Genomic DNA, 23,603 nt, shown 5'->3' with positions numbered 1-23,603 from the left:
GGTCAGTCGCTCTCCACCCGGCTCCTCAGCCACACCTACGAGATTCCGTGCCCGCGATGCCGCTACCCGGTCTGGGTACGACACTCCGAAATCGTGACCCAGACAGCCGTCACGTGCCCCAGCTGCCGCGCCCGCATCCTCCTGCAAGACAACGCCGGCAGTGTGCAGAACACGGGGGCCGTGCTGGAACAGCACATCAAAGAGGCTTTGAAGGGACTCTTCAGGTGAAGTACCAGCAGGACCTACACATTGCCGTGCGCGAACAGTTCCGGCGTCTGATGACTGCGTCACATACGACTAGTAGCCACGAAGTGCGCCTAGTCGTCGCGTGGATCAACAAGCAACCTGCGCTCCTGGGGTTGCTAGCCGAGGCTGGACGGGAGGAGCCCGATGTGGATGCTCAGTACGAGACCTTCACTCAGGGCCTCGGTCCGGCAGAGCAGTTTTCATGGCCAAGTAATACTGAGGAGGGCCGTGCCACGCTGGTATGGAGGCTCATGCAGGAGGTCGCCGAGCAGGACAAAACCAATCCAAACTATGGATGGCAGTTGGCCAGCGGATACTCTCGCGGCGATCTGGCCGACAGTTGGCGGGAGTTTACCGAGGACATTCTCCAGCATCTGTTCAACTATCTCGGCGACCGGATCGGCTCGCAGAGCAGTGTGTTGCATACGCTAGAGCGCTATAAGTGGCGCACCGAGTGGTTCGACCGAGAATCGCTCTACGCCCGCTTTCTGGAGAACAAGGGCAGCGGGGAAGACGTTTATGTGCTGGATCTCCAGCGGTTCCTGTTCCTTGAGGGCGACTACGTCGTCGCGAAACCGAGATCCGCTTCCGGTGAGGCCGATTTGGTCGGTGATCTGAGCACCTCCGATCCCCTGGTGTGCGATGGAAAGATCTTCGGGCCGCAGACAAGCAAGACTTACATCGCCAAGGGCTTTCACCAGATTATCCAGTATGCCCACGACTACAATAAGCATGTTGGATACCTGGTGATCTACAACGTCACCGACAAACTTCTCGAGTTCCCGACCGACGGAGCTTCTGAAGCTTGGCCGCCTTACGTCGAGATGTCTGGCGTCCGCGTCTACTTTGTCGCTATCCGGGCCCTTCCCCCCGCAACTACGGCGAGCAAGGCCGGAAAAGCGAAGCCTGTCGTCATTACCCACAAAGATCTCACCGATCCAGATGCAATCTCTCAGGAAAATTCGACTTCTTGAGCTCCACTGCTACAGGGCGATCCTGGCCTTCAGGACCGCCCTGGGCACTTGCGACGCACAGCTATGTGGCGTCTCCCTCCTCCTCTAGTGACTTGGAAATCTTCGCGTTGGCGGCTTCCTCGTGTCCGTCGATACAGCCGTGATAGCGGCGATGGATCACCTCCGGCGAATTACCGACCCTCCGGGCCACCTCAGCAATGGGTACCCCCGCGTTCAGCCACCGCGTGATGCACGCGTGCCGCAGGTCGTAAGGGCGCCCGGCCAACGGCGAGTCGATGCGCTCCGGCGGGAGCGCATACTCCCGTGCTTCTTCCCACACCCGCCAGTAGGTGGATGAGCCGACCACTCCACCACGTTCGTTGCCGAACACGCGCCCCTCCTTGGCGGTTCCGAACACCTTCAGGTGAGCCTGAAGGATGGCCACCAGGACGGGCGGGATGGGCACGGGTCGGTCGCTGGCAGCCTCCCGCGCCTTCAGTCCACGGCGGTCGTGCCGCTCCCCCGAGTCGGTCCACTGCTTCCCGGAGACGGGCCGCGTCTCTCGCAGCGTCAGCGTCCCCCAACCCGCCTCTGGAAGGTGGCAGTCAGACAGCCGAAGTCCAACCGCCTCAGCGGGCCGGAGCCCCGCGTAGTACAGGACCGCGTAGAAGGCCACCAGGCGCCGCCCACGGCAGCGATCCCACGACCCGACATAGGACACGGCGGTCAGCAACTGCCGGGCCTGTACAGCGTTCACCAGGACGCGACGGTCAACCGTGCCGTTGGAGCCGACGTGCTTCCGGCGGGCGCGCAGAAGTGGGTTCTCGGAGAGCTCCCCCACGACCACGGCGTTTTCGAGGGCGGTGTTCAGGGCCCGGCGCCGGCGCCTGTACGTGTCGCCCGCCGCCGGGGTGCCGTCCAGCTTGTACCCGAGGCGGTAGAGCACGTCCTCGAACACCGCAGCGTCTGCCACATCTGCCACCGGACGATCCATCGTCGTGAGGCAGTCATAAGCGGCTTTGAGGTCGGCCGGTGGATCCTCCCCCGCATTTGCGGGCACGATGCCCCACCGGAAAGCCAACCGCAATTGCTCATCCGAAGGAGCGCCCTCCCCGCGCTTGACCATGGCCAGCGTAACGGCTGCAAGACCGTCCGCCATGCCCTCTCGGGTCTTGGCCGCGCTCGTACGCCACCGCCCGGCAACGTATTTGCGGCAGAACTCGTACCACCGCAACGGCAGTTCTTCTTCTGAGGCTTTCGCTGCTTGCGCTGCCGCTCGAAGTTCGGACTCCGGCTGTCCGCTTGCAATCTCGAAAGCCTCACCCCGGCGCATTGCCTGCCGCAATTCCGAGCTTCGATTTTCGGCAAGTGCCGATGTGGCGAACGTTGCGCTGCTCACTTTCCCGCCTACGACCCAGCGGAGTTGGTACGGGCGCGCTTTTCGATTAACCTTCGTGACTTTCCACAGCCGGATATCGAGGGAATACCCCGGCTTGGCCTCTCCGTGCGGCCGGAGAACAGGGGAGTTGTCATCCGTGCTCACGCAGCGTCCTCCCGCTCTGTAAGCCAGCGTTCGTACTCAGACCGCCGGATTCGTACGTCGCCATTGGGGAGCTTGATTGCGCGGGGTCCTTTGCCGAGTTGGCGCCATCGGTAGAAGGTCGACGGGGCGACCTTCAGATCGGTGATGATCTCTTCGACGGTCATCTTTTCGTCCTGCGTACGGGCGCTCATTCCGCCTCCCCCTCGGCTTCGTCCGCACCGGACAGGCCGGACAGCTCCAATTCCGACTGTCCGAGGTGTTCGTGCTGGTCAGCGGGTGTAACCGGACAGCCGGACAGTGCGGACACCTCTTGGGCGCCCTGTGTCCGGGTGTCGGTGTCCGGGTAGTACCGGCCGCCGGGATCCTTGGTGAGCTGTCCGGCATCGGCCATGCGATTGCAGGTACGGCGGATCGTGTCGAGATCGACCTGCGGCAGCTCACCCGCCATGTCCTTCGGCTTGGCGCCGGGATGGGCGCGGACGTAGCGCAGGATCGTGGCGCGGGTGTCGCTGACGGTGTGATCGGAGACGGGACCGTCCAGCAAGTGCCAGGCTCCGGAGGCGGGTTGGAAGCTGAGCGCGTACTCGGCTTCGTCGACGTCGCGGCCGGTGACGTGCAGGATGCCGTCTGCCTGCCCGCGTGCTCGCTTCAAGACGAGCGTGGCGTCCGCGGCGCCGGCGATGCCGTTGGTGCCGGAGACTTCCGTGAGGAAGTCCTCGGAGCCTGCCTTGCGGACATGATGGACGAGGACGACGGCCACCCCGTAGTGGTCGGCGAGCCGCTTGGCGTAGCCGACGGCGACATAGTCCGCGTCGTACGCCGACACCCCTTGCGGGGCCTGGCCACGCATCTTGGTGAACACGTCGATGACGACCATGCGCGCGTCCGGGTTGCGCTCCAGCCATTGGGCGATGGCTTCGGTGCCGCCCTGGGGGAAGGGCGGGCACTCGGTGACCAAGGTCAGCCCGGCGGGCGCCGGTTGACCGCCGAGGAGCTTGCCCATGCGGGTCTGGAGACGGCGCGGGGTGTCCTCCAGCGCGAGGTAGAGCACCGGCCCGCCCTCTACGGGTACGGAGTCGAATGCGTTTCCGCCGGCCGCGACCGACAGCCCGAGCCCAAGGGAGAGCCAGGACTTGCCGACCTTCGGCGGTCCGGCGAGCACGCTGACCCCTTCGGCGAGGATGCCGGGCACGGCCCATTTCGGATCGGGGAAGTGCGCGGCCATGAGTTGGTCGGCTGTCCATGCGGTCCTCGGCCGCTCCCGTTTCGGCGGTGCCTGCGGGGGCGTCTCGGGGTCGCTGGGCACGGAGTACAGGTGCAGGGGCGGGATGGCGTTGGCGCTCATGCCGCGACCGTCCGAGGGCGTCGCGCTCCGGCCCGGAGTCCGGAGGCGATGGTGCGTCGTGCTTCGCGCTCGCCCTGGCCGACGTGGAGCGCGGCAGCCAACAGCCAGCCGCTCACGTCGGCTTCGCTCAGCTCGCCTCCGGCAACGAGCTGTCCGAGGGCGATGGCGGCGACGTAGAGGGCGTTGTTGTGCTCGTGCGGGCCGGAGTTGCTGACTCGCTCCACTTCCCCGTTGACGGCGGAGCGGAGGAACGCGGTGCGTCGGCCATGGCCGGTGAGAGCAACCGTGATGGGCGTCTGCGCGGGCAGCGGGGCCGGGCGCAGGAGATCGGTGAGCCAGCCCGGCAGCGGCGCCACGGGGACGTTCCGGATGACCTCGTACGGGCGTCCGGCGAAGGTGCTCCCCGCGCCGACCACGAGTCCGCCCCATGCGCGGGTGTCGACCTTCCAGCCCAACCCACGGGCGCTGTCCCCCGCGGTGTTGCGCAGGGGTTCGCCCTCGGGCGCGAGGTAGTACAGGTGAGTACCGCCGCTCCACGTGCGCACCGTGTAGGTGTCGGCGGGAAGGGGCTGGCCGTGGCGCTCGCTGAGTACGGCGAGCACGTCGGCGCCGTCGGTGACGCCGTGCTCGGCCCAAGCGGCCGGCGGGGTGTCGCCGGGGTGCTTGGGCCGGTCCAGGTCGATGACCACCAGGCCGGAAGGGCCGGTGGCAATGCCGACGTTGAAGACGGCGGTAGACCAGGCGCGGGTGATGCGGTCTGGGTCGGCGGTAGCGCGGGTCTCCCAGTTGGAGACGGCCGGGCGCTTGTCGCCGGGGATGAGGGGGAAGACGCGCCAGTCACGCGACGCTGCGTCAAGCGCGGCGGCGAGCTGGGCAGAGCCGTCCGGGTGCGGCATTCTTGGGCTCTCCTGTTCTGTCTACGGATGGGCAGGGAGAACCGCGGCGGCGGGCGACCTTGCTGGGGAGTCCCGCCGCCGCGGCGTTGCTACTGGTGCTTGGCCCAAGCGGCGTATTCCTGGCGGACGTAGCCGCGCGGGTCGGCGACGGATGCGGGGTGTTCGGGCCAGTACGGGTCACCGCTGTACTGGCCGTCGCCGTTGCAGTCGATTTCCAGGAGGCGGAGCGCTGCGCCCAGGGCGACGACGGGCACGTCGGTGTGAAGGCGCGCGGTCTCGTCGTCCAGGGCCATGCGGTCCAGCAGGGCGGCTTTGCGCAGCCAGTACTCCCGGTCGACGTCGCTGCCGTTGAGGTGCCGGCGGGCGCGGTCGGCGGTCCAGCCGATCTCGCTGATGATGCTCGGGGCGAGTGCGTACGCCTGCTGCGGTGTCGGCCACGCGACCGGCTCGGGCCGGTGGTCGGCGGTGACGTACACGATGTGTCGCTTGCGGTCGCGGGTGTAGGAGTGGCGCACGGCGCCGGTGGCGAACGCCTCGCGCAGCGCTGTGGTGACGCGGTCGGTGTCGGCGGGGTTGCTGATGACGCGGATCTCGAACATGGCTCAGCGCTCCTTGTCGGTGTCGACGGCGGGGAGGGCGGGCAGGCCCGCGCGTTCCAGGGCGGCGGGGTCGAAGCTGGGCAGCGCGGCGCGGTGGACCAGGGCGGCGGCGAGCTGTTCGGCGTAGGCGGCGCCGGTGCGGGCCGCCTCAATCTGTGTCGTAGCGCGGAGGGTCTCGACGCGCTCGATGTGGGCGTGTTCCTCGCGTCGCTCGCTCACGTGGCGCTCATACGCGACCGTTTCGCGACGGTCCTTGCGCCAGTAGCGGGCGGCGAGTGCGTAGGCGCCGGCCGTAGCCAGCGTCCACAGCAGCAGTGGCAGCGGCAGCCCGTCGGCGTAGCCGGCCACCCCGGCGAAGGCGAGGGCGCCGGAGGCGGCGAACGCGGTCCCGGCGATCGTGCTGTCTCCCGCGTAGCCGACGCTCGCGCAGGCTCCTGCAGCCGCGGCCCCGGCGGACAGGACGGTCATCAACAGGGCGTTTCCGATGGAGTGTTCGGCGCCGTTGGCGTTCCAGATGCGAGCCAGCGCGAGCACGGTTGTGGTGGCGAGGGCGGGCGCTGCTTTGGGCGCGGAGGCGGCGAGCCAGTGGCGCGCGACGATGGGTTCGTTCATGAGGCTGTCTCCCGTCACTTACCGAGGGCGGACAGAGCGTCGGCTGACGCCTGTACGAGGTTGTGGATGGGCTCGTATGCGCCGGTCCCGGCGACGAAGAAGCCGAACAGGAACAGCACCAGGGCGGCGCCGCCCCCGGCGGACTTGGTCTTGACGGCGAGGACGGATGCGGCGCCGAACAGCAGCACGGCGGAGATGTTCAGGACCATCGGATTCCTTCCGGGGTCAGTGGTGGGTGCAGGTGGGGTAGGCGGAGCCGTGGAAGCAGTGCCGGTAGTCGTCGCGCGTGACGCGGAAGCCGTGGCGCTGGCCGTCGGTCGTGGTGACGGTGAGCCGGTAGCGCCAGCCGCCGGACTTGAAGTAGGCGGCGCTGCGGTCGTGCACGGTCCCGGCTGGCCCGGGGGCGTAGTCGGGGCTGCACGCGCCCAGGGCCAGAACGGCGGCGATGGTCGCGGTGGCAGCCGCGAGTGCCTTGCGCATGGCGGTACTCCTTCGGGCGGACGGTCAGGGGGTGTGGGTGCCGGCGCGGTAGATGCGGGCGGCGCGGTTGTAGAGCCAGCGGCCGACGCGTATGCGCTTGCCGGTCGCCTTGCAGCGGCGGCAGTCCTTGCCGCGCTTCAACCGGCCTTTGCGGTCGTGCTTGAGGGCGTGGCCCATGCCGCGGCACTTGCGGCAGTTGCCGAACGGCGAGGCCACGCACAGGGATACGTAACCGAGGGTGATGGACAGAAGGAGGGCGCTAGCGACGAGCACAGGGGTCATCTGGGGCCTCCTGGGCCGGTTTTGGGGTGTGCGAGGAGGAGGCCGCTAGGCACTAGCAGCCTGATCAGGTGCGATATGGGGTGCTAGCGGTGCCGCTAGACCTAGCGGGGTGTGGTGCTAGGTCTAGCGCCGAGATCCACTCAGCCCGCGTCCCGCTTTCCATCACGCTCCGCAACAGTGGTGGTGATCCGGGCGCGTTCGATGCCGCGTCGGTTGGCGCCCTTCCCGGACTCTGTCTTGCCCCACACCTGCGCCGTGGCGATGCCGTAGGGCTTGAGCGCGGCGGCGAGTCCTTCGGCATCCCAGCCGCCGTAGACCTCCGGCCGCAGTTCGGCGAGCCGGGCGACGACGGTTTCGGACCACACCTTGGGCTCCTCGGACGGGACGACGGCGAGGATGTCGGCGAGCAGGTCGTATCCGGCCGACTCGCTCGCCTCCAGCTCCTGTCCCAGGGCGTATCCGGCGAGTGTGCCCGCGGTTTCGCGGGCGGCGCGGGCCCGCAGGGCGATGCGTTCGGCGACCAGCGCGTCGACGAACGCGGACCGGACGATGCGGGCGTCCGCGCCCTCGCCGACGAAGTAGCAGATGCCCTTGTCGGCCCAGGCGAACATCGTGGCGCGCACGCCGCGCTTGTAGGAGGAAGTGCCGAGCACCATGTCGTTCTCCAGCTGGCCCATGACCTTCAGGCACCAGCGGGCCGACGTGTTCGCGCTGATCCCAGTGGGCAGCGACTTCGCGTCCGGGCGCTGCGTGGCGAGTAGCAGCACGATCCCGGTTGCCGGGCCCCGCTTGACCAGGTCGGTGCAGATCTCCTCGAACTCCGCCCCGTACTTGGGGTGTTCGAACCACTTCTGGCACTCGTCCACCGCGATCACGATCGGGTGCAGTCCCAGCGACGGCTTGTTGGCCAGGTCCGAGGTCACCTTGGACTCCGGGCACATGTCCCGGGGCAGAGAGCGGATCACCTTGGCGCGGCGGCGCAGCTCGCCGCGGACCTCGCGCATGTCGGCGAGCGCGTATTCGAAGTCCTCCTCATCCTCGCCGGCGCGGTGACGGTAGGAGACCGCATCGCCCACCGGGTCGAGGTCGCCGGTGCCCTTCATGTCGTAGGTGTGCAGCTCAGCGCGCGGGTCCAGTGCGGCGATCAGCATGAGCAGGCGCAGCAAGAACGTCTTGCCCATGCGCGGGATGGCGCCGATCACCCCGGCGATGTACATGAGCGTGACCTCAACCCAGCGTCCGCGCTGGTCGGTGGCGAATGCGGCGGGCTTGAACAGGTCCACCACACCCGACTTGGCCAGCGGCCACGCGGGCCGGGAGGACTTGGCCATGTCCTGATCGCCGACCCACAGCACCAGGCGGCCGGTGTGCTCGTCCGGCACAGCCTCCGGCCACACGCAGCCCAGCGGGCGGCGCAACCCCGAGGCGAGCCGCTCGCGGCGGTCCATCACGTCCGTGACCGTCACGCCGTACGGGAGGTCACCCTCGGCGCGCCAGCCGGGCCCGTCGCGGGTGATGGGTGCGGTGAAGGCGAAGCCGTCCCGACCCTTGGCCTGCGCCTGGTTGATCGCCGGAATGCCCAGTGCGCCCAGCGCCCGCAGCACGATGTCGCTGGTGAGCTTGGGTGCGTCGGGCAGTTCCACAGCCTTGTGGATGACCGGTGCGTCCGCCTTGCGGCCGACGGAGCCGAGCGCCAGGACCACGGCGCTCACCGACAACGCCTGCAGCCAGTCGGGGGCAAGCACGTAGATGGCCAGCGCCGAACCGAGCCCGACGAACAGCGCGAGCACCGTCACCAGGGTGCGCAGCCGCACGCGGCCGTCGCGCTGCCGCGACAGCTTCAGATACTCGGCGGCATCCTCGCGCCGGACCGCGGCGAGGCGGACCGGCTCGCCCTCGCGGTCGGCCATCCAGCGCATGGTGCCGCCCACGAACCGTGCCGTGCCGGTGGGCACTTGGAGGGTGAGGCGAGCGACGTAGACCGGGGCACGCAGCGCGTGGTACCCGACGGTGTGGGCGTAGTGGTGAGCCACCCACGCCGACGCCGTCTTGAGTTCGGCGAGCGAGCGCAGCCAGACCGGGATCACGTCCCGGCGCTTGGCGGCCGCGAGCCGACCGAGGTAGCCCGGACCGGCCGACTTCTGGGTCGGCTGGTCGACCATCACACGCGTACTCGGGTCGACCGACTCCACGTCCGACCGGTCCTCGCTGGAGTCGGCCGACTGGTCGGCATCGAGTCGAGTGTTCGGGTCGGTCGACTCGGTCCGGGCCGACCGCGCCTTGTCGAGGTCGACTACTTCCCCGCCGGGGTCGGCGGTCATCTCGGCTTCCAGTCGGTTGAAGAGTTCGTTGTCGTCGTCGGGGTGCTTCACTGAGGCTTCCTTCTTTCGGGAGGGAAGTCGGGGCCCGGCCGCTGCTTTGGTCGGTTGAGACCGGGCCCCGAACTGGGTGTTCAGGCGGCGCGCTGTTCCTCGGGGTAGGCGCAGAGGACGCACGTCCCGAGCGAGGTCGGGATGCAGTAGCCGTACGTGATCTGGCACTTGGGGCAGGTGCGGCGAGCGAGCATCGCCAGGGCCAGCGCACCCCACTTGCGGGAGGTCATCGGCCGGACCGGCTTCGCGCGGTCGACGCGGTAGAGGTAGGCGACCTGCACACCCGCCTTGCGGCCGCGGTGGCGGCGCATGACCTGGGCAGAGACCGGCTGTCCGCCGGGCCGGAGTCCAGACGCACGCAGCTGCCGACGGGTGGCGTAGCCGTCCGGGGCGAACCGCCACGGGAAGGTGGGGACTCCGAACCGGGCGCCAGACGGGTCAAAGTACTTGGCGTAGGCGAACATCAGGCGGCCACTCCCCCGGCCGGAGCAGCAATCCGGGTGCCGGCGCGTCCGGCGCGCCGTCCGGTGACCGTGGCGAACAGCAGCCCCAGCCCCGCCCGGCGCGCCCCGGCGCGTGCCTGCTTGGCCGCGTACATCGCCTCATCGGCCCTCCGCAGCAGCCCGGACAGGTCCTCGCCCGGGAAGTCCGCAGCCCGTACCCAGCCCAGCGAGACCGTGGTGCGTGCGGCCGGGTCCTGGCCGTCGACCGGGCGGGCGAGCACGCCGTGCAGCACGGTGAGCAGATCGGCCGCGGTGTCGTGGTCGTCGATCAGGATGGCGGCGAACTCATCGCCTCCGAGCCGTCCGGCCACGCCGGAGCGGCCGACGTGGTGGGCGAGCCGGTCCGCGGTGGCCTTGAGGAGCGTGTCGCCGGCCGCATGGCCGAAGGTGTCGTTGATCTGCTTGAAGCGGTCGACGTCGGCCAGGACCACGACCGCGCGCGGGTCCCTGAGCAGGGCGGTGGCGCGGCGGGTGAACGCCTCGCGTGTCCGTAGTCCGGTGAGCGGGTCACGGCGGGCGACGTTCAGGCGCCGCCGCAGCCACAGCGTGTGGGCCGTCCAGCCGGAGGCGACCGGAGCCGCTGCGGCGAGCATGGTCAGCAGAGTGTTCATGCCGCCGCCCCCTGGGTCCCGTTGTCGTCACCGTCGATGGAGTGCAGGCGGCGCCCCTCGGACCGGTCGCCGAGCAACTGGTCACGCAGCACGCGGGAGTTGGCAGCTGAGCAGTGCAGCGTGGTTCGGATGGCTTCCGCGTTGATTGCGTCATCGGCCCAGTCGGCTGTGACCTCGCGCGCCTCGGTGAGCAGTTCCGCCGAGGTCCGTGGCGCCTTGACGGTCTTTGCCTTGCCCTTGGCGCTGGCCTGCCGCTTGCGCGGCGTCTTGGGTGCCTCCGGCTTCCGCTCGGTCATCGGCTGCGGCGGCGCGGGCGGCATGTCCTCACTGGCCGGGGCCAGTTCGCCCAGCTTCAACAGGACCCGTTCCGGGCGCGGTGTCTGCGACCGCCACCGACGTCCGTGCCGCTCGCGCAGCCGGGCGCGGGCCAACTGCCGCTCACGCTCGCGCTTCAGCGCCTCGGAGTAAGAGGTGATCTCCCACAGCGTCATCCGCCGCCACAGGGCGAAGGTCGATATCGGGGCGAGCATCCAGCGGGAGAACCGCACTTTCTCCATCCGCCGGCCGGTGACAGCGCCGATGCGGACGGCGTAGACGTGGGCGCCGATCTCGGCGAACACCACCCACAGCAGCGGCATCGTGCCGTGGGCCACCTGCGCCCACAGTGAATGCCCGGCGGCGACGTTCAATCCGCAGGTGACCAGCGTCAGCACCCAGGGCACGAAGCGCACCCACGTCAACGCCATGTCCATCCGGATCAGCAGCAAGTTGGCCACCGTGAACACGGGGATGGCCACGTCGATACCGACCGGCAGCATCCATGGGGCGCCGAATCCCCAGCGGGTGGCTGCAGAGGAGACCGCGTCGAAGGAGGCGATCAGTCCCAGGGCGCCGACGCCGGCCGCGGCGAGTGCGCCCAGTCCGGCAAGGCCCGTCTCTGGCTTCGTCAGCGGCGGCACCGCCGACCGCGCCATCTCGGTTGCGGTCGTCATGCCGCCGCTCCCTTCCGGGAGAACCAACGGCGGCCGGTCTGGCGTGCCAACGGGACGACGTTGAAGAGCTCCGGGGCGTGCGCCTCGATCACCTCAGCGGCGATGCGGGCCACGTCGTCCGGCAGGCTGCGGTACTCGGGGTCGGCGAGGATGTCGCGCGCCGCATCCATGCGGGCTGCGCGCTCTTCATCCGTCTCGCCCTCGGCCCCGAGCCATAGCTCAACCGGGGTACCAAGGGCCAACTCCACGAAGTCTTCAGCGGAGACGGCCTGTTGACGGCCGATATACGTGTGCATAGACGTTCTCCTGAGTCGAAGGAACAGGGAGAACCGCGGCGGCGGGCGACCTTGCTGGGGAGTCCCGCTGCCGGGCAGTGGTCGTGCAGCTCAGGACAGCCACGGCTGCCCCGTTCACCGTTGCGATACACGCTTGAACGTGTATCTCACAGTGGCGTGTCCTATTACGGCTGTCAAGTTCTTCGCTGTTGTCGGGTCGCTCTGCGACGTGCCATCAGGTTGCCGCGAGAGGGCGGGACGAAGTGACCACGTCCCTGGACGAGTTGGGACGTCCTCGTTAGCGTTCGGAGGGTCGTGTAGGTCCCTAGACGTCCCTGGGAGTTGGTGTGGCGAACGAGCGCCTACGATCGTCGATGCTCACGCACGGCATCACGGTCGACGCCATGGCGACCCACATCGGGGTGGACCCGAAGACCGTCGAGCGCTGGATCACTCAGGCGCGCGCGCCGTACCGCCGGCACCGTCTGGCCATCGCCGCACTGCTACGGGAAGACGAGACGTACTTCTGGCCGGACGGTCTTCCTGACGGTCAGCGCCAGGACGCGGCCGACGCTGAAGTCCTGAAGGTGTACCCACACCGTTCGTACGTCCCACCGGAACTTTGGTTGCAGCTCTTCGGCCGGGCAGAGCGAGAAATCGGCGTGCTCGTCCACGCGGGCGTGTTCCTGGCCGAGAACCCTCGGTGGCCCCAGCTACTGCGGCTGAAGGCGTCGTCCGGCGTACGCGCCCGCATCCTGCTAGGCGATCCCGAAAGTCCAGAGATCCAGCGCCGCGGCGAAGAGGAGGAGATCGGCGAGGGCGTTGCGTTCAAGGTGCGGGAGGTAATGAAGCTCTACCGGCCGTTGTACTCGGTTCCGGGCATCGAGTTCCGCATGCACCGGTCCACTCTTCACAACTCGCTCTACCGCTCCGATGACGAGTGGTTGGTCAACACGCAGGTGTACGGGGTGAGCGCGCCCTTGGCCCCGGTGCTCCACCTTCGCCGCGTCGCCGGTGCCGAGTTGGTCTCGACGTATCAGATGAGCTTCGAGAAGGTGTGGTCGGAAGCTGTCCCCATCGAAGGGTCCTCATGAGTCGCCGTACCGACTACTTCAACGATCCCGCCGCGCCCAAGGCCAACAGCATCGTGCCCGCGGTCACCGCGTTCGTCGTGAACGACGCTGGTGAAGTGCTTCTTGAGCGGCGTTCGGACAACGGTCGCTGGGGCATGCCAGGAGGCGTTCAGGAGGTCGGGGAGAACATCGCGGGGACCGTTGTCCGGGAGGTCCTGGAGGAAACAGGGATTCAGGTCGAAGTGATCGGCCTGGTGGGAGTCTTCACCGACCCCGGACACGTCATCGCGTTTGCAGACGGAGAGGTGCGCCAGGAATTTTCGCTCTGCTTCCGGGCTCGCAAGGTCAGCGGCGAGATCAAGGTCAGTTCAGAGTCCTTCGCGGTTCGGTGGGTCCCCAAGGCGGAGCTGGACTCTCTCGACATCTCGCCGACCACGCGCCAACGTCTTGAGCAAGGGTTCCGTGACTCCGAGGTTCCTCTGATCAGCTGACGTTCGCTCCCGCCGCCTCGGCACGCTGCCGTACCCGAGCCACCCTCGCGATGAGTTCGGGCCGGGCAGCGGATACCGCCCGGAACACGACGTGCTCGGGACCGTATCGCTCCAGGACTTCTGTGAGCCTCTCGACAGGGTCCACCGGGTCCCCGGCCGGGTTACTGGTCAAGTCGCAATAGGTGATGGCGTCCACCAGCTGAGGTTCCGCCGGCCCGAACTCGTTGAGCGCATCCTCCAGCCCGAGTTCGGACGCCTCCCAGGAGGAGGAGGTGTGGAAGGCCACGATGCTGCAGAGCCGAGGGTCTGCCCCAGCGACGTCGCGTAGGTATCGCGCCCCGTCGATCATGTGTTGCCCGGTGTCCACGGCAACCTGGGCATACCCAACATCATGGGCAATGGCGGCGGCCGCCAACAGCTCTGCGTCCCCGCTGTCCAGCGTCGGCGCCAGGGTCAGCGCCTGGGAGTAAACCCCCTGAGAGTGAGCCCACCGCCGCGGCAAGCTGTCGGCCAAGAGCGACTCAGCAAGGTCATGGGCCCACTTGGCCAGCTGCATCTTCCACTGCCTCCGAGGCAATCGAGAGTTCAGGAGGGAGAACTGACGAACCGGCCGATCCCATGCCGCGCTTCGACGTGGCCAGCCGTCTCTAGCTCGCGCACGGCGCGCCGGACGGTGCCGCGAGACACCCCGTACTTCTCAACAAGGGCCGCTTCACTCGGAAGACGCGCGCCGGCAGGCAGGTCACCTTTCCGGATCCGTTCCAACAGGTCCGCCATGATCCGCTCGTACGGCGCGGCCTCCACGCCCCCGGCGACACTACGGCCAACGCCGGCGACGGTCTTGATGTCCCCCGATTCTTCGAGGGCCCGAAGAGCGCGCCGCACCGTCGAACGGGCTACGCCGAACTCGCGCCCGATCTCAGCCTCGGACGGCAGCCCGTCCACGTAGTCCCCAGCAACGATCCGGTCGCGCAACGTCTGAGAGACCACCTGATACGTCCCGCGTGGGCTGGGGCTGGGCACGCATTCCTCCTTCAGACTCCGTCGCACTCCAGCTTCCCATGCGAAGTCGTGCAGGTGTCGTGTCCCGGCTGTCCGGCTGTCCGATTACGCCCCTCACCTGCATAGACAACCCGGACAGCTCGAAGTACCGGCGTCCGGGCTGTCCGGTCACGGGCCGGCTGTAACACTCAGGGGGTTACAGCCCGTCGGCGAAGCCAGCCTCTCAATAGGCGCAGGAGCCGGAGGCGACTTCCGACTTCGCACATCGGCGCACGGCACTCTGGCCATCGAAACGGGTACATAAGTAGCCCCAGCAACCTATTCTTGCCTCGCGCATAGTCAGTTGCAGCACTGACAGGCTGTCTGAACGGTGGGTGGGGGGCAATATGAAGTGGTGGGAGTATGCCCTGCTGGGTGCTACAGGTGGCGCCCTGGTCGAGCTGCTTTCGATCTTCAACTGCCTTGCGCGTTGGCAGGAATCACGAAAGCTGCAAAGTGGCAGAATACGGGCAAAACCTCCTTCGATGAGAGTGTATCTAGATATTCCAGCCCACTTCTGGATGACGTTCTTCCGGACACTTCTTGGCTCGGTCACTGCTTTGGCATTTGGCGCCAGTGGATCTATTAGCGGCGTGGCAGCAGCGGTAGCTCTCGGCTTCTCGGCTCCATCTCTTCTGGCTCAACTGGGCAACATTCCTCAAGTAGCTGACGCGGTCGGAGATCCTTCAACGGAGGGGCGCTCCAGTCCTCGCAGCAGTGCCGAAGTCACCGGGAGGACGGCCAGTGAGTAATGGGCGAATTACCCAACGGGTCCTTTCCGGTCTACTCGAAGCCTCCTCCCCACCGGCGCCAGTTACCCCGTCGCCGGACAGAATGAACCTTCCCCGACGGGTCCTCGCAGGCCTTTTGGGGGTTCCTGTCCAGACCGGATATTCACCACCTGAGCCGCAGCCAGCGCCTGCGCCTGCGCCTGCGCCCGTATTGGTATCCGTAGGGGTAGGCGGAGAAAGCAGAGAAGCGTTTGATCGCACAGAGGCGCCAGATACGGACGTCACACACCCCAAAAAAGATCACAAACGGTGGATATATAGGATCGGGGTGGTATATGCCGATTGGGCGGGCATGGCAATTCCTGGCATCATACTTAAACGACCAGATCAGCCGTATGCCGGGCTTCTAAGCGTGGCCTGGATTCTGGTGCGATTGACGCGCCGTAGGTATTTTTTTCAGACTGCGGGCGAGGATAATCGATTCGGCTCCATGCTCATTGATGGACTTATCCTTACCGCACTGGTAAGCCTAGCAAGCGCTCTTTTCAGACTCGACATAAGCGTCGATTCGATCGTAATCCCATTGTGGTCGGGAGTGCTCCTCTCTTATGCGGCAGACGTGATTCTGCAGAGGCAGAGGCAGAGGCGATGGGCGCAGGGCCGGGACCGCAGCACGACACTCCTGGTCGGACCGGCGCGAGGCATCGCGGACATGGCCTCCGCGCTGCGGCGCGGCGGTGAGCACGAACTCCAGGTCGGAGGCGTCTGCCTGAGCGATCCGGAGAACGCCGCTGAGATACACCGGTTGGGACTTCCCTTCCTCGGCGGCGTCGACAGAGTGAACGACGTCATCCGGGCCCTAGGCATTAGCACCATGGTGGTGCTGCCCAACCCTAAGCTCGATGCCGCCGCCCTGCGCCGGATGACCTGGACCGCGGCCGCACAGGGTGTAGACCTCCTGCTGGCCCCCGCGCTGGCCAATGTGCCCGCCTCCCGGCTGGAGCTACGAACCACCAACGGGGTGGCGCTGGTACGGGTACGCGCGCCGAACGTCTCCCGGTTCTCCCGACTGCCCAAAGAGATGCTGGACCGCTTCCTTGCCACGTGCCTCCTGCTGCTGCTTTCGCCGCCAATGCTGCTGATCGCCCTGATCGTGCGGCTGGACAGCTTCGGCCCGGCGCTCTTCAGACAGCGGCGGGTGGGCCGCTACGGCGACCACTTCACCATGCTCAAGTTCCGCACCACGCGGGTGAATTCAGAAGCGCTCCGCGCGGAGCTGGCCGACCACAACGAAAGCAGCGACGGTTGGTTGTTCAAGCTGAAGAAGGACCCGCGGATCACCCGAGTCGGCTCATTCCTGCGGCGCAGCTCGCTGGACGAACTGCCGCAGCTGATCAATGTGGTCAAGGGCAACATGTCACTCGTCGGCCCGCGACCGGCACTGCCCGAGGAGGTCGAGCGGTACACGCCGGACGCCAAGCGCCGGCTGCTCGTCAAACCCGGCCTCACCGGACTGTGGCAGGTCAGCGGACGCTCCGACCTGCCTTGGGACGAGGCGATCCGGCTCGATCTCTACTACGTAGACAACTGGTCGATGGCCCTAGACCTGTCGATCCTGCTGCGCACCGGGTCCGCAGTGGTGCGAGGAACGGGGGCGTACTAACCCCTGTGCCCCACTCGCCCGGCTGGCCGGCGCCACGTGTCGCGTCTGCCCGACTGTCCGGTTGCGCCTCTCACCTGCACAAGCCACCCGACAGGTTAAAGCACCGGTCCCCGAGTTGTCCGGTCACAGACGGCTGTAAACCCCCCGTGGTGTACAGACTGCCGACGCAGCCAACCTCTCAATGGGCGTAGGAGCAGAGGCGACTACCGAACCCCTCCCCTTGGCGCCTGGCTCAAATGACCATCGCCAAAAAGCGATCTGCCACAGCTACGGAGACGGCCACCCCTCACGACACGGCTCCGACGCAGTGTCCCCGCTGGCGTACCTGCGACTCGGTTGTCCCGCTACCTGCTCCAACCTGCGGAGACCGGAGGGCAACTGTCGGACAGACTGCCCTCAGCCGTCCAACTCCGAGAAAGGTGTCCCACCTCTTCGACTGTCCGGTTACGCCACTCACCTACACGGACAGCCCGGATAGCTCAAAGTGCCGGTGTCCAGGCTGTCCTGGACTGATGGGACCGTTCTTACGGTGTCCGCGCTGTCCGGCTGTCCGGTTAGCCTCTTGAACTGCGAAAACGAACCGGACAGGGTTAAGGACAACTGTCCGGGCTGTACGGGCTGTCCGCTCATGCGTGCAGGCAACCACCTGAAGTTCCACCACTCCAAGTCACGATGATTGAGAACCTAGATTGACCCCTCTCCAGCAACTAGGTCCGGTCGCCTAGCATTCCGCGCCTCTCTGACCTTATGCTGGAGAGCATCCCACTCTGACTGCTGAGGCGCGTCCTCCAGGACTCCAGCGAAGTAGAGCATCCAGAAAGCTACGACCCGGTCGGTTTCAGAGACCGCCCTCACTGATTTTGAACTTGCGTCCCCAGGACCGACTACCAGAGCTGTAGTTGCCAACGTCTTAGCGATCTCAAATCCAGTAAACAGCTCACTGGTCAGCTGCTGGGCTATAGCGCGATCAACGACCATGCTAGTGGTACGTGGATCCAGATGCATCAAACTGAGCGTTTTGTCGAGCCGCTCCAGCAAGTTGACGTGAGCCTCTCGGCGAGTGCTTGCCTGCTGCTGCGCATAGTTCGTTCGGGCCTGCAATTCAGCTTGTGCTAGTTGAGCCTCTATCTGTAGCCGCGCCAGCCGTTCTCCCTTGTTACCGGTTATGACGGCCGAGGCAATGGCGCCCACTGCGCCAACGGCCGCTCCGATGACTCCCCCTAGGAGCCCTGCAAGTCCAGCATCCATGGAGCAAGTTTGTCAGCAGTTCCATCGGACCCCCGCTACCTGGATCGGATAGTGGGGGCCCAAACTGCACGGCCTCCTAATGGGGGCGGGTGGCGGCGAGGACTGCACAAACCGGCTGTACCACCCTCGGGGCCCTCTGGGTGGTACAGCCATACCCCGGCTCCTGTGGTCGCACTCGCCAGGGAGGGGCCACCAACGAGAAGAGTGAGCTCCCGGCGCAGCCGGGCAAGAGTCGTAGGAGCCGGAGGCGACTTCCGACTTCGCACTATCTGCGATACACGGGGGCATCACACACCTCTCGCGATCAAGGAAACTACTGGTCGGAGCCGATTCACAAGCCAAACTCTGATTGTGCTCCGGAGCCGTGTGCGCAGGTTCGAATCCTGCCGGGGGCACCCTGTATGAGGTGTCCAAAGACCCCGTCACCAGCGGAAACGCTGAGGCCGGGGTCTTCGCGTATGCGCAGCTGGATGCCGTCGGGAGCAGCCCCATGACAGTGATCACGTAATGACCACGTAATGACCTTCGCTGGCTTTCAGCAGCTCAGCGACCGTTTCCGACTCCGCGAGCGTAGCTCCCCGACACACCTCCGACACGACGAAAGCCCCGGAGTGACCCGGGGCTTTGCGTGAGTGGTGTGTGAACCGTCCGAGTCCTTCGTGTCCCCGTCCCCCAGACCCTTCAGAATCCGGTCGTTCATCTCCTGCTCCTGGCCGTCGATGCACTTCGCATAGATCTTGAGCAGCACGTCGACCGAGTGGCCGGCGCGGGCCGCGACCGCCGGAGCGGGAACGCCCGAGTTGAGCCACTGGGAGACGCCCGCGTGCCGGAGGTCGTAGGGGCGAGCCGCCAGGACCGAGGCGACCTGTTCGGGCGGGAAGGCTAGGGCACGGGCCTGCTTCCACGCGCGCGAGTACGACGACGCGGCGATGACGTTGCCTCGCTCGCTGGAGAACAGCCGACCGTCCGTCGCCGTGCCGAACTCCTTGATGTGATCCTGAAGCAGATGCACGAGCGGAGGCGGTATCGGCACGATGCGCACCTCACCGTCTGCCCGCTGCTTCAGACCGCGCCGATCGTGCGCCTCACCGGAGTCGGTCCACGCCTTCCCGGCGGTTGGCCGAGTCTCGGCCAGGTCGATCCGGCCCCATCCCTTCTCCGGGAGCGCGCAGTCCAACAGACGCACGCCCAGCGCCTCACCGGGCCGCATGGCCGCGTAGTACAGGCAGCCGAAGAACGCCCGAAGCCGTCGACCACTCGCCCGTTCGTAGCCACCGACGTACGTCACCGCCGCCAGCAGTTCCCGCGCCTGCCGAGGGTTGACCACCACCCGGCGGTCGACTTCCTGCACGGCGCGCTTCCCCCGCTTACGCTTCACCCGGCTCAGCGGGTTGGAGGGCAACACCACCCCTCTAGGCCTGCGGGCGGCTGCTACTCCGCAGTTCCCGGCTGACCGTCGACGGTGCCCGGCAGAGCAGGCTGGCTGTCTCGCCGATCGTCAGGCCGCGTTCGCGCAGCGAGGCGACCCGTGAGCTCCACGTCATTACGTGTTTGCTCGGGGCGCAAACCTGATGTTTGCGGTGGGAGCAGCGGCCGCTCGTTTCCTTAAGCCGTCCCTGCTCTCCCGTGATGCGAGTTAGCCGTTTGAACCTACCATTAAGAGAGGACGCCTCCATTAGAGGAGAGGGACGTCATGTCTGAGGACCAACCGACTACTCCCCGAACAGAATCCGCGGAACCGCCCACGACGAGCGGCTCCACGCCCTCCACGACGAGCGGCTCCACGCCCTCCACGACGAGCGGCTCCACGCCTCCCAGGACGGAACGGAAACGACTGTCACGGACTCAAATTGAGGAGAGCGTCAAGGAAGGTATCGCTTCAGAAATTCAAGAAATGCTCAAGAGTGGCGACCTTGGTCGACTTTCGCGGGAAGAGCTCGAGCAAATGCGTAAAGAGTGGGCATCCTTCCTGTCTAGAATCGAGGACAAGAAGGCACTCTTTAATTATAAGGAAGATGAAAGGGTCGAAGAATTTCTCACCTTGGAAGAGGAAGAGCAAAAGATGGTGCAAGCCAAAGAAAAGCGGCGGAGGTCGAGTATCGTTGCACGATCCGAAAGTACACCTGAACTCCAGCAAGAAGCGCCGGTAACCATTAGCATTCCGGAAACCTGCCTGATTTGCGGCGAGAAGTTCGTCACCGAGGAACTGGTTGTCAGTATTCGACACGAGACAACCCTCCACATGATGCACTATCGTACAGGCTGCTTGAATGAAGAACCCTCATCCTCAACAATCATTGCGCAATGCCCCACATGCACTGAGATATACAAGGCAAATGACGCACGGACTGGAGTCATACAAATACCGGAAAAGATGACTGAACCAAAGGTCACGCTCATGGGGCATGGGAATGACAGCCCCCCCGGGGCATACACATTCGTCCCGCACAGCATGAAGGTCCATACTTTTGTCGATCCAGGCAAGACGCTAGGGGCGTGGGACGCCATTCTCATCGCAGCCAACCCCGGCGCCATTGAGGCTAATATAACCTTTAGGCCGGGGGCGGAAATTCCCAACATGACGTTCGCTCCAGATAGCGAACTTGAGCGGGAATTGGAGACGCTTGCGCTGACTAACGTGGTAGATATACGCGGTATTAGGTCAAACTCTGGGAGGGTGCGGTGGCTTGAGTATGAAACAGCCCTCTGCAGTGATCAGGAAGGCTGCCAACAGCCGTTTCATACTTGCACCGGGCTGCTGAGCACTTACTATGGCGTCGAGGATCTCTATATCGCTACCTGCTTCGGCGGCGGAGGGGTCAAGGAGCGACTTGAAGGCAGTGATCTTGAGGCGACATATGGGTACCTCATGAACCAGATCATGGAGACTGGCAAAACGGATGTGGTGCTCGCCTTGAGTCTCTTTGAACGAATGCCTGGACCTAGGAAGTGGTCCATGATTGGAGATCCGCAATTTGCAAGCTGGTACAATGAGGCACTTGAACTAACGGCGAGGGAGAAGTAGATCGGGGGCGTTCGAAAGCGATATTCTTCCGTTTCGCTAAGTAGGACATCCTGGCAGGAATCACACTCCTAACCGTAACAGGTGGGGTGAGCGCCACGACCGCTTTCTGCCACGTTCTGCCGCATCGTGCTCAGCGATGCTGAGGATGTCCGCGACTTCGGGACAACCATGGCTTTACTGGATGCATATCCGGTATCCCAGGGCGCTTCCTGGTGGTGCCGAAAAGGTACGTGACGGACTACTTCGACTTGAGTGAGACCGCGCAAACGTTGGCGCGAATTGTGGCACCGGCGCCGGGCAAAACAGGCGAACACGCTCACATTCATCTAATTCCACGGAGGCAGGGTGCCATCCGTAACGGTGGCATTGACTGCTCACGGTGGACGAGGTAGCAGGCGGCCTTCCGCGCGGTCCGTGCGCCGCGGGTGTGTTGGGCAACCCAGTGCTCGAGTTGCTTGCGCTCCGCTGCGACGGCACCAGAGGCTGTTTCCCCCAGATGTCCCCCAACCATGTCGAGTTCAGACGAAGCCACAGGCTGGGTGGGGGATGGTGTCCCTTGTCGTGGTGTACGGGATCAGCGGCCGGGAGTGCGCGGGCGTTTGCCCGGGGCGCACTTCCATGAGTGAGTACCGCTCCCTGAACAGGGGGTGGGCCACCGCGTAACTCTCCTTGGTGAAAGCCCAGTTCAACCACGAGGAGTGCACGATGGCCCTGTCCCAGTCTGAGCTGATACGGCTGCTGGAGTCACTACGCTCGACGGACGGAAGCGAGCTGATCCGCGCCATCGCGGAGCGGCTGGTGCAGGAGCCGATCGAGGCCGAGGCGAGTGCCCATATCGGCGCCGGGTGGAACGAGCACACGCCGACCCGGATCAACATCCGCAACGGACACCGCGAGAGGGTGCTCACCACGCTGGCCGGCGATCTGGACCTGGAGATCCCCAAGGTCCGCACCGGCAGCTTCTTTCCCTCCCTGCTGGAGCGACGGCGCCGGATCGACCAGGTCCTCTACGCCGTCATCATGGAGGCATACGTGCACGGCGTGTCCCCCCTCCCCCCGAGGCTGCTATATCGCGTCAAGCCACTTGGGGCAGTTCTTCAAGTGAGCTCTTGCCAGTCCGGTCGGAGCGTTCAAGGATCTTGAAGAGCTGTCGAGAGATGGCACGCTTGAGGCAGCGCTGTGCGTCACGGGAGGTCTTGCCCTCAGCCACTCGACGGGCGACGTAGCTCTTCGTGGCAGGGTCCAGCCGCATCCGGATCAGCGTGATGGTGTGTAGGGCCCGGTTGAGCTGCCGGTCACCGCTGCCGTTGATTCGGTGGCGGTTGGTCAATCCCGAGGACGCGGCAATCGGCGAGACGCCGACGAAGGAGGCGAAGGCCGCCTCGGATCGGAACCGGCCGGGGTGGGACCAGCTGACCAGGATCTGAGCGGCGGTGATGGGACCGACACCGAGCAGGCCAAGTAGTTCCGGCGCCAGCTGCCGTATGAGCCCGAGAATCTCGTTCTCGAGCGCCTTGGCCTCGGCCTGAAGGGCCTGGATGCGCTGGGCGGTGGAACGCAGTGCCCGCGCGGTCATGCGGTGCTCGATGCCGTGGGCCAGGCGGTCGCACAATTGCGCGCAACGCGTGACCTGGGCCGGGCGCTTAAGTTTCCGCAGTTCGGCGCGGAGGTCGTCGGGGGCGGACACGATCAGCGCCTTGAGCTGGTTAATCGCGGCGGTGGAGGCGAGGACCGCTCCGTGGCGGGTGGCGAGTAGGACACGCAGGGCCTCGCGTTCGCCGCGGAGCCGGGGCTGGATCAGGTGATCGGTGGAGAGCGCTTCCTTGGCAGCTCGGATGGCGTCGATCCTGTCGGTCTTGCGGCCGCCCCGGACAGCGGGCCGCTTGGGGCGGCAGACCTCCACGACCCGCTCGCCGGCCTGGTCGAGGAAGGTGGCCAGACCAGCGCCGTAGCTGCCGATACCTTCCAGTGCCCAACAACGGCTCCCGGGGGTGTGCTTGCGCGCGAAGTCGAGCAGGCGGCGACAGCCGCGGGCGTTGGCCGAGGCATCGGTGCTGGCCAGGACGGCGCCGAAGGGGTTGACGGCCGCGGCAGCGAGGGTGTCGCGGTGGGTATCGACGCCGATGACGCCGTCGACCTGTTCTGCGAGCATGGTCACGCGGTTGTACTCCTTCAAGGACGGACGGCCGTGGTTGGCGTCGGCCTGGGTGGAGTCACCGCGCGGCAGAACTGTGATGAGTCACGTCGAAATGGCGGACAAGCTGCTGATCAAGCCAACGAGGTGGGCCAGGCCGACGCCGACGTCCGGCAGACATCTCGGGGGCACGGCAAGCTCTGACGAGCCGCCAATTACCTTGTGGGTCATGCCGGAACGTCGGCGCCAGCCTGGCAGCAACCCATCCCGGGCCGCAGCTCGACTATCACAGTTATCTTCTTCGCGGTCCTGCAAGAGGGCCGCTGGCCTCCGGGCCCGGCATGGCTGGTCCCCCCTGTCGAACCGATGACCTGGGGGGTGGTGCCACCGGGCCCGAGAGGCGCCGTTGGAGACGCTGATGAGAGGTCCGACTACCGCCCGGCCCGGCGCAACGCCCGGCCGCTCGCGGGCGGCAGGTCTGCATAACG

The 23,603-nt window shown here is 66.1% G+C and carries 25 protein-coding genes and 1 pseudogene; 6 read left to right on the top strand and 20 right to left on the bottom strand.

Annotated elements, in window-relative coordinates; genetic code table 11:
* Positions 1–224: 224 nt before the first annotated feature.
* The gene (locus tag ACGFYN_RS35825) at positions 225–1,220 is read left to right on the top strand and encodes a hypothetical protein (RefSeq protein ID WP_393870123.1); all 996 of its coding nucleotides are present in this window, start codon (positions 225–227) and stop codon (positions 1,218–1,220) included.
* A 61-nt stretch (positions 1,221–1,281) separates the two neighbouring features.
* Here ACGFYN_RS35825 and ACGFYN_RS35820 read toward each other — a convergent pair whose 3' ends face one another.
* From ACGFYN_RS35820 to ACGFYN_RS35755, 14 genes are all read right to left on the bottom strand, one after another.
* Positions 1,282–2,742, bottom strand: a complete 1,461-nt coding sequence (locus ACGFYN_RS35820; protein ID WP_393870122.1) for a tyrosine-type recombinase/integrase — start codon at positions 2,740–2,742, stop codon at positions 1,282–1,284.
* The gene (locus ACGFYN_RS35815) at positions 2,739–2,933 is read right to left on the bottom strand and encodes a helix-turn-helix transcriptional regulator (protein WP_393870121.1); all 195 of its coding nucleotides are present in this window, start codon (positions 2,931–2,933) and stop codon (positions 2,739–2,741) included. The genes ACGFYN_RS35820 and ACGFYN_RS35815 overlap by 4 nt, the downstream gene beginning before the upstream one ends.
* Entirely contained in the window at positions 2,930–4,087 is a 1,158-nt protein-coding gene (locus ACGFYN_RS35810; protein WP_393870120.1) for an AAA family ATPase, read from the bottom strand. The genes ACGFYN_RS35815 and ACGFYN_RS35810 overlap by 4 nt, the downstream gene beginning before the upstream one ends.
* Positions 4,084–4,983, bottom strand: coding sequence for a bifunctional DNA primase/polymerase (locus ACGFYN_RS35805; protein WP_393870119.1), 900 nt, complete (start codon positions 4,981–4,983; stop codon positions 4,084–4,086). The genes ACGFYN_RS35810 and ACGFYN_RS35805 overlap by 4 nt, the downstream gene beginning before the upstream one ends.
* Before the next feature lie 89 nt (positions 4,984–5,072).
* Positions 5,073–5,582: a hypothetical protein gene (locus ACGFYN_RS35800; RefSeq protein ID WP_393870118.1), complete on the bottom strand. Its 510-nt coding sequence runs from the start codon at positions 5,580–5,582 to the stop codon at positions 5,073–5,075.
* Between the two features lie 3 nt (positions 5,583–5,585).
* Positions 5,586–6,194 (bottom strand): hypothetical protein, encoded by a 609-nt coding sequence (locus ACGFYN_RS35795; protein ID WP_393870117.1) that lies wholly within the window; start codon positions 6,192–6,194, stop codon positions 5,586–5,588.
* Positions 6,195–6,208: 14 nt separating this feature from the next.
* Complete coding sequence (locus ACGFYN_RS35790; RefSeq protein WP_393870116.1) at positions 6,209–6,403, bottom strand: hypothetical protein; 195 nt, start codon at positions 6,401–6,403, stop codon at positions 6,209–6,211.
* A 16-nt stretch (positions 6,404–6,419) separates the two neighbouring features.
* A complete protein-coding gene (locus ACGFYN_RS35785) occupies positions 6,420–6,674 on the bottom strand; it encodes a hypothetical protein (protein WP_393870115.1) in 255 nt (84 codons plus the stop codon).
* A 24-nt stretch (positions 6,675–6,698) separates the two neighbouring features.
* Positions 6,699–6,956: a hypothetical protein gene (locus tag ACGFYN_RS35780; RefSeq protein ID WP_393870114.1), complete on the bottom strand. Its 258-nt coding sequence runs from the start codon at positions 6,954–6,956 to the stop codon at positions 6,699–6,701.
* Positions 6,957–7,096: 140 nt separating this feature from the next.
* Positions 7,097–9,328 (bottom strand): cell division protein FtsK, encoded by a 2,232-nt coding sequence (locus tag ACGFYN_RS35775; protein ID WP_393870113.1) that lies wholly within the window; start codon positions 9,326–9,328, stop codon positions 7,097–7,099.
* Positions 9,329–9,408: 80 nt separating this feature from the next.
* Positions 9,409–9,792 (bottom strand): RRQRL motif-containing zinc-binding protein, encoded by a 384-nt coding sequence (locus ACGFYN_RS35770; protein WP_393870112.1) that lies wholly within the window; start codon positions 9,790–9,792, stop codon positions 9,409–9,411.
* The gene (locus ACGFYN_RS35765; RefSeq protein ID WP_393870111.1) at positions 9,792–10,442 is read right to left on the bottom strand and encodes a GGDEF domain-containing protein; all 651 of its coding nucleotides are present in this window, start codon (positions 10,440–10,442) and stop codon (positions 9,792–9,794) included. The genes ACGFYN_RS35770 and ACGFYN_RS35765 overlap by 1 nt, the downstream gene beginning before the upstream one ends.
* The gene (locus tag ACGFYN_RS35760; RefSeq protein WP_393870110.1) at positions 10,439–11,434 is read right to left on the bottom strand and encodes a DUF2637 domain-containing protein; all 996 of its coding nucleotides are present in this window, start codon (positions 11,432–11,434) and stop codon (positions 10,439–10,441) included. The genes ACGFYN_RS35765 and ACGFYN_RS35760 overlap by 4 nt, the downstream gene beginning before the upstream one ends.
* The gene (locus tag ACGFYN_RS35755) at positions 11,431–11,730 is read right to left on the bottom strand and encodes a hypothetical protein (protein ID WP_393870109.1); all 300 of its coding nucleotides are present in this window, start codon (positions 11,728–11,730) and stop codon (positions 11,431–11,433) included. The genes ACGFYN_RS35760 and ACGFYN_RS35755 overlap by 4 nt, the downstream gene beginning before the upstream one ends.
* A gap of 326 nt (positions 11,731–12,056) precedes the next feature.
* Between ACGFYN_RS35755 and ACGFYN_RS35750 the strand changes: the two genes are divergently transcribed.
* Both ACGFYN_RS35750 and ACGFYN_RS35745 read left to right on the top strand, forming a co-directional pair.
* Positions 12,057–12,803, top strand: coding sequence for a helix-turn-helix domain-containing protein (locus tag ACGFYN_RS35750; protein WP_393870108.1), 747 nt, complete (start codon positions 12,057–12,059; stop codon positions 12,801–12,803).
* Complete coding sequence (locus ACGFYN_RS35745) at positions 12,800–13,273, top strand: NUDIX domain-containing protein (protein ID WP_393870107.1); 474 nt, start codon at positions 12,800–12,802, stop codon at positions 13,271–13,273. The genes ACGFYN_RS35750 and ACGFYN_RS35745 overlap by 4 nt, the downstream gene beginning before the upstream one ends.
* Here the strand turns inward: ACGFYN_RS35745 and ACGFYN_RS35740 are convergent.
* Positions 13,266–13,829 (bottom strand): HD domain-containing protein, encoded by a 564-nt coding sequence (locus tag ACGFYN_RS35740; protein ID WP_393870106.1) that lies wholly within the window; start codon positions 13,827–13,829, stop codon positions 13,266–13,268. The two genes, ACGFYN_RS35745 and ACGFYN_RS35740, sit on opposite strands and share 8 nt — an antisense overlap.
* 29 nt (positions 13,830–13,858) lie before the next feature.
* Positions 13,859–14,296, bottom strand: a complete 438-nt coding sequence (locus ACGFYN_RS35735) for a GntR family transcriptional regulator (protein WP_393870105.1) — start codon at positions 14,294–14,296, stop codon at positions 13,859–13,861.
* 852 nt (positions 14,297–15,148) lie between these two features.
* On the opposite strand from ACGFYN_RS35735, the gene ACGFYN_RS35730 reads away from it, so the two are divergent.
* Positions 15,149–16,708 (top strand): sugar transferase, encoded by a 1,560-nt coding sequence (locus tag ACGFYN_RS35730; protein ID WP_393870104.1) that lies wholly within the window; start codon positions 15,149–15,151, stop codon positions 16,706–16,708.
* A gap of 684 nt (positions 16,709–17,392) precedes the next feature.
* Here ACGFYN_RS35730 and ACGFYN_RS35725 read toward each other — a convergent pair.
* The 3 genes and pseudogenes from ACGFYN_RS35725 to ACGFYN_RS35715 all read right to left on the bottom strand — a co-directional run bounded on the left by ACGFYN_RS35725 (position 17,393) and on the right by ACGFYN_RS35715 (position 19,500).
* Entirely contained in the window at positions 17,393–17,956 is a 564-nt protein-coding gene (locus tag ACGFYN_RS35725; protein WP_393870103.1) for a hypothetical protein, read from the bottom strand.
* Between the two features lie 652 nt (positions 17,957–18,608).
* Positions 18,609–19,358: pseudogene (locus tag ACGFYN_RS35720) on the bottom strand (tyrosine-type recombinase/integrase); the annotation flags it as partial.
* A gap of 10 nt (positions 19,359–19,368) precedes the next feature.
* Positions 19,369–19,500: a helix-turn-helix domain-containing protein gene (locus ACGFYN_RS35715; RefSeq protein ID WP_393870102.1), complete on the bottom strand. Its 132-nt coding sequence runs from the start codon at positions 19,498–19,500 to the stop codon at positions 19,369–19,371.
* Positions 19,501–19,649: 149 nt separating this feature from the next.
* On the opposite strand from ACGFYN_RS35715, the gene ACGFYN_RS35710 reads away from it, so the two are divergent.
* Together ACGFYN_RS35710 and ACGFYN_RS35705 are read left to right on the top strand one after the other, a co-directional pair.
* Positions 19,650–20,981 (top strand): putative adhesin, encoded by a 1,332-nt coding sequence (locus tag ACGFYN_RS35710; protein ID WP_393870101.1) that lies wholly within the window; start codon positions 19,650–19,652, stop codon positions 20,979–20,981.
* A 705-nt stretch (positions 20,982–21,686) separates the two neighbouring features.
* Positions 21,687–22,124, top strand: a complete 438-nt coding sequence (locus ACGFYN_RS35705) for a transposase (RefSeq protein ID WP_393870100.1) — start codon at positions 21,687–21,689, stop codon at positions 22,122–22,124.
* Here ACGFYN_RS35705 and ACGFYN_RS35700 read toward each other — a convergent pair.
* Complete coding sequence (locus tag ACGFYN_RS35700) at positions 22,057–23,133, bottom strand: IS110 family transposase (protein WP_393870212.1); 1,077 nt, start codon at positions 23,131–23,133, stop codon at positions 22,057–22,059. The genes ACGFYN_RS35705 and ACGFYN_RS35700 overlap by 68 nt on opposite strands.
* Between the last annotated feature and the right edge of the window lie 470 nt (positions 23,134–23,603).

This window comes from Streptomyces sp. NPDC048419 (assembly GCF_043200415.1).
Taxonomy (GTDB): domain Bacteria; phylum Actinomycetota; class Actinomycetes; order Streptomycetales; family Streptomycetaceae; genus Streptomyces.
Note: the sequence above shows the minus strand (reverse complement) of the source record. Positions and strands in the feature narration are given on the sequence as shown.

Coding starts and splice junctions, on each gene's coding strand:
- ACGFYN_RS35815 (WP_393870121.1), bottom strand. CDS start 2,933: ATGAGCGCCCGTACGCAGGACGAAAAGATGACCGTCGAAGAGATCATC.
- ACGFYN_RS35810 (WP_393870120.1), bottom strand. CDS start 4,087: ATGAGCGCCAACGCCATCCCGCCCCTGCACCTGTACTCCGTGCCCAGC.
- ACGFYN_RS35805 (WP_393870119.1), bottom strand. CDS start 4,983: ATGCCGCACCCGGACGGCTCTGCCCAGCTCGCCGCCGCGCTTGACGCA.
- ACGFYN_RS35800 (WP_393870118.1), bottom strand. CDS start 5,582: ATGTTCGAGATCCGCGTCATCAGCAACCCCGCCGACACCGACCGCGTC.
- ACGFYN_RS35795 (WP_393870117.1), bottom strand. CDS start 6,194: ATGAACGAACCCATCGTCGCGCGCCACTGGCTCGCCGCCTCCGCGCCC.
- ACGFYN_RS35790 (WP_393870116.1), bottom strand. CDS start 6,403: ATGGTCCTGAACATCTCCGCCGTGCTGCTGTTCGGCGCCGCATCCGTC.
- ACGFYN_RS35785 (WP_393870115.1), bottom strand. CDS start 6,674: ATGCGCAAGGCACTCGCGGCTGCCACCGCGACCATCGCCGCCGTTCTG.
- ACGFYN_RS35780 (WP_393870114.1), bottom strand. CDS start 6,956: ATGACCCCTGTGCTCGTCGCTAGCGCCCTCCTTCTGTCCATCACCCTC.
- ACGFYN_RS35770 (WP_393870112.1), bottom strand. CDS start 9,792: ATGTTCGCCTACGCCAAGTACTTTGACCCGTCTGGCGCCCGGTTCGGA.
- ACGFYN_RS35765 (WP_393870111.1), bottom strand. CDS start 10,442: ATGAACACTCTGCTGACCATGCTCGCCGCAGCGGCTCCGGTCGCCTCC.
- ACGFYN_RS35760 (WP_393870110.1), bottom strand. CDS start 11,434: ATGACGACCGCAACCGAGATGGCGCGGTCGGCGGTGCCGCCGCTGACG.
- ACGFYN_RS35755 (WP_393870109.1), bottom strand. CDS start 11,730: ATGCACACGTATATCGGCCGTCAACAGGCCGTCTCCGCTGAAGACTTC.
- ACGFYN_RS35745 (WP_393870107.1), top strand. CDS start 12,800: ATGAGTCGCCGTACCGACTACTTCAACGATCCCGCCGCGCCCAAGGCC.
- ACGFYN_RS35740 (WP_393870106.1), bottom strand. CDS start 13,829: ATGCAGCTGGCCAAGTGGGCCCATGACCTTGCTGAGTCGCTCTTGGCC.
- ACGFYN_RS35730 (WP_393870104.1), top strand. CDS start 15,149: ATGAACCTTCCCCGACGGGTCCTCGCAGGCCTTTTGGGGGTTCCTGTC.
- ACGFYN_RS35725 (WP_393870103.1), bottom strand. CDS start 17,956: ATGGATGCTGGACTTGCAGGGCTCCTAGGGGGAGTCATCGGAGCGGCC.
- ACGFYN_RS35715 (WP_393870102.1), bottom strand. CDS start 19,500: ATGACGTGGAGCTCACGGGTCGCCTCGCTGCGCGAACGCGGCCTGACG.
- ACGFYN_RS35710 (WP_393870101.1), top strand. CDS start 19,650: ATGTCTGAGGACCAACCGACTACTCCCCGAACAGAATCCGCGGAACCG.
- ACGFYN_RS35705 (WP_393870100.1), top strand. CDS start 21,687: ATGGCCCTGTCCCAGTCTGAGCTGATACGGCTGCTGGAGTCACTACGC.
- ACGFYN_RS35700 (WP_393870212.1), bottom strand. CDS start 23,133: ATGCTCGCAGAACAGGTCGACGGCGTCATCGGCGTCGATACCCACCGC.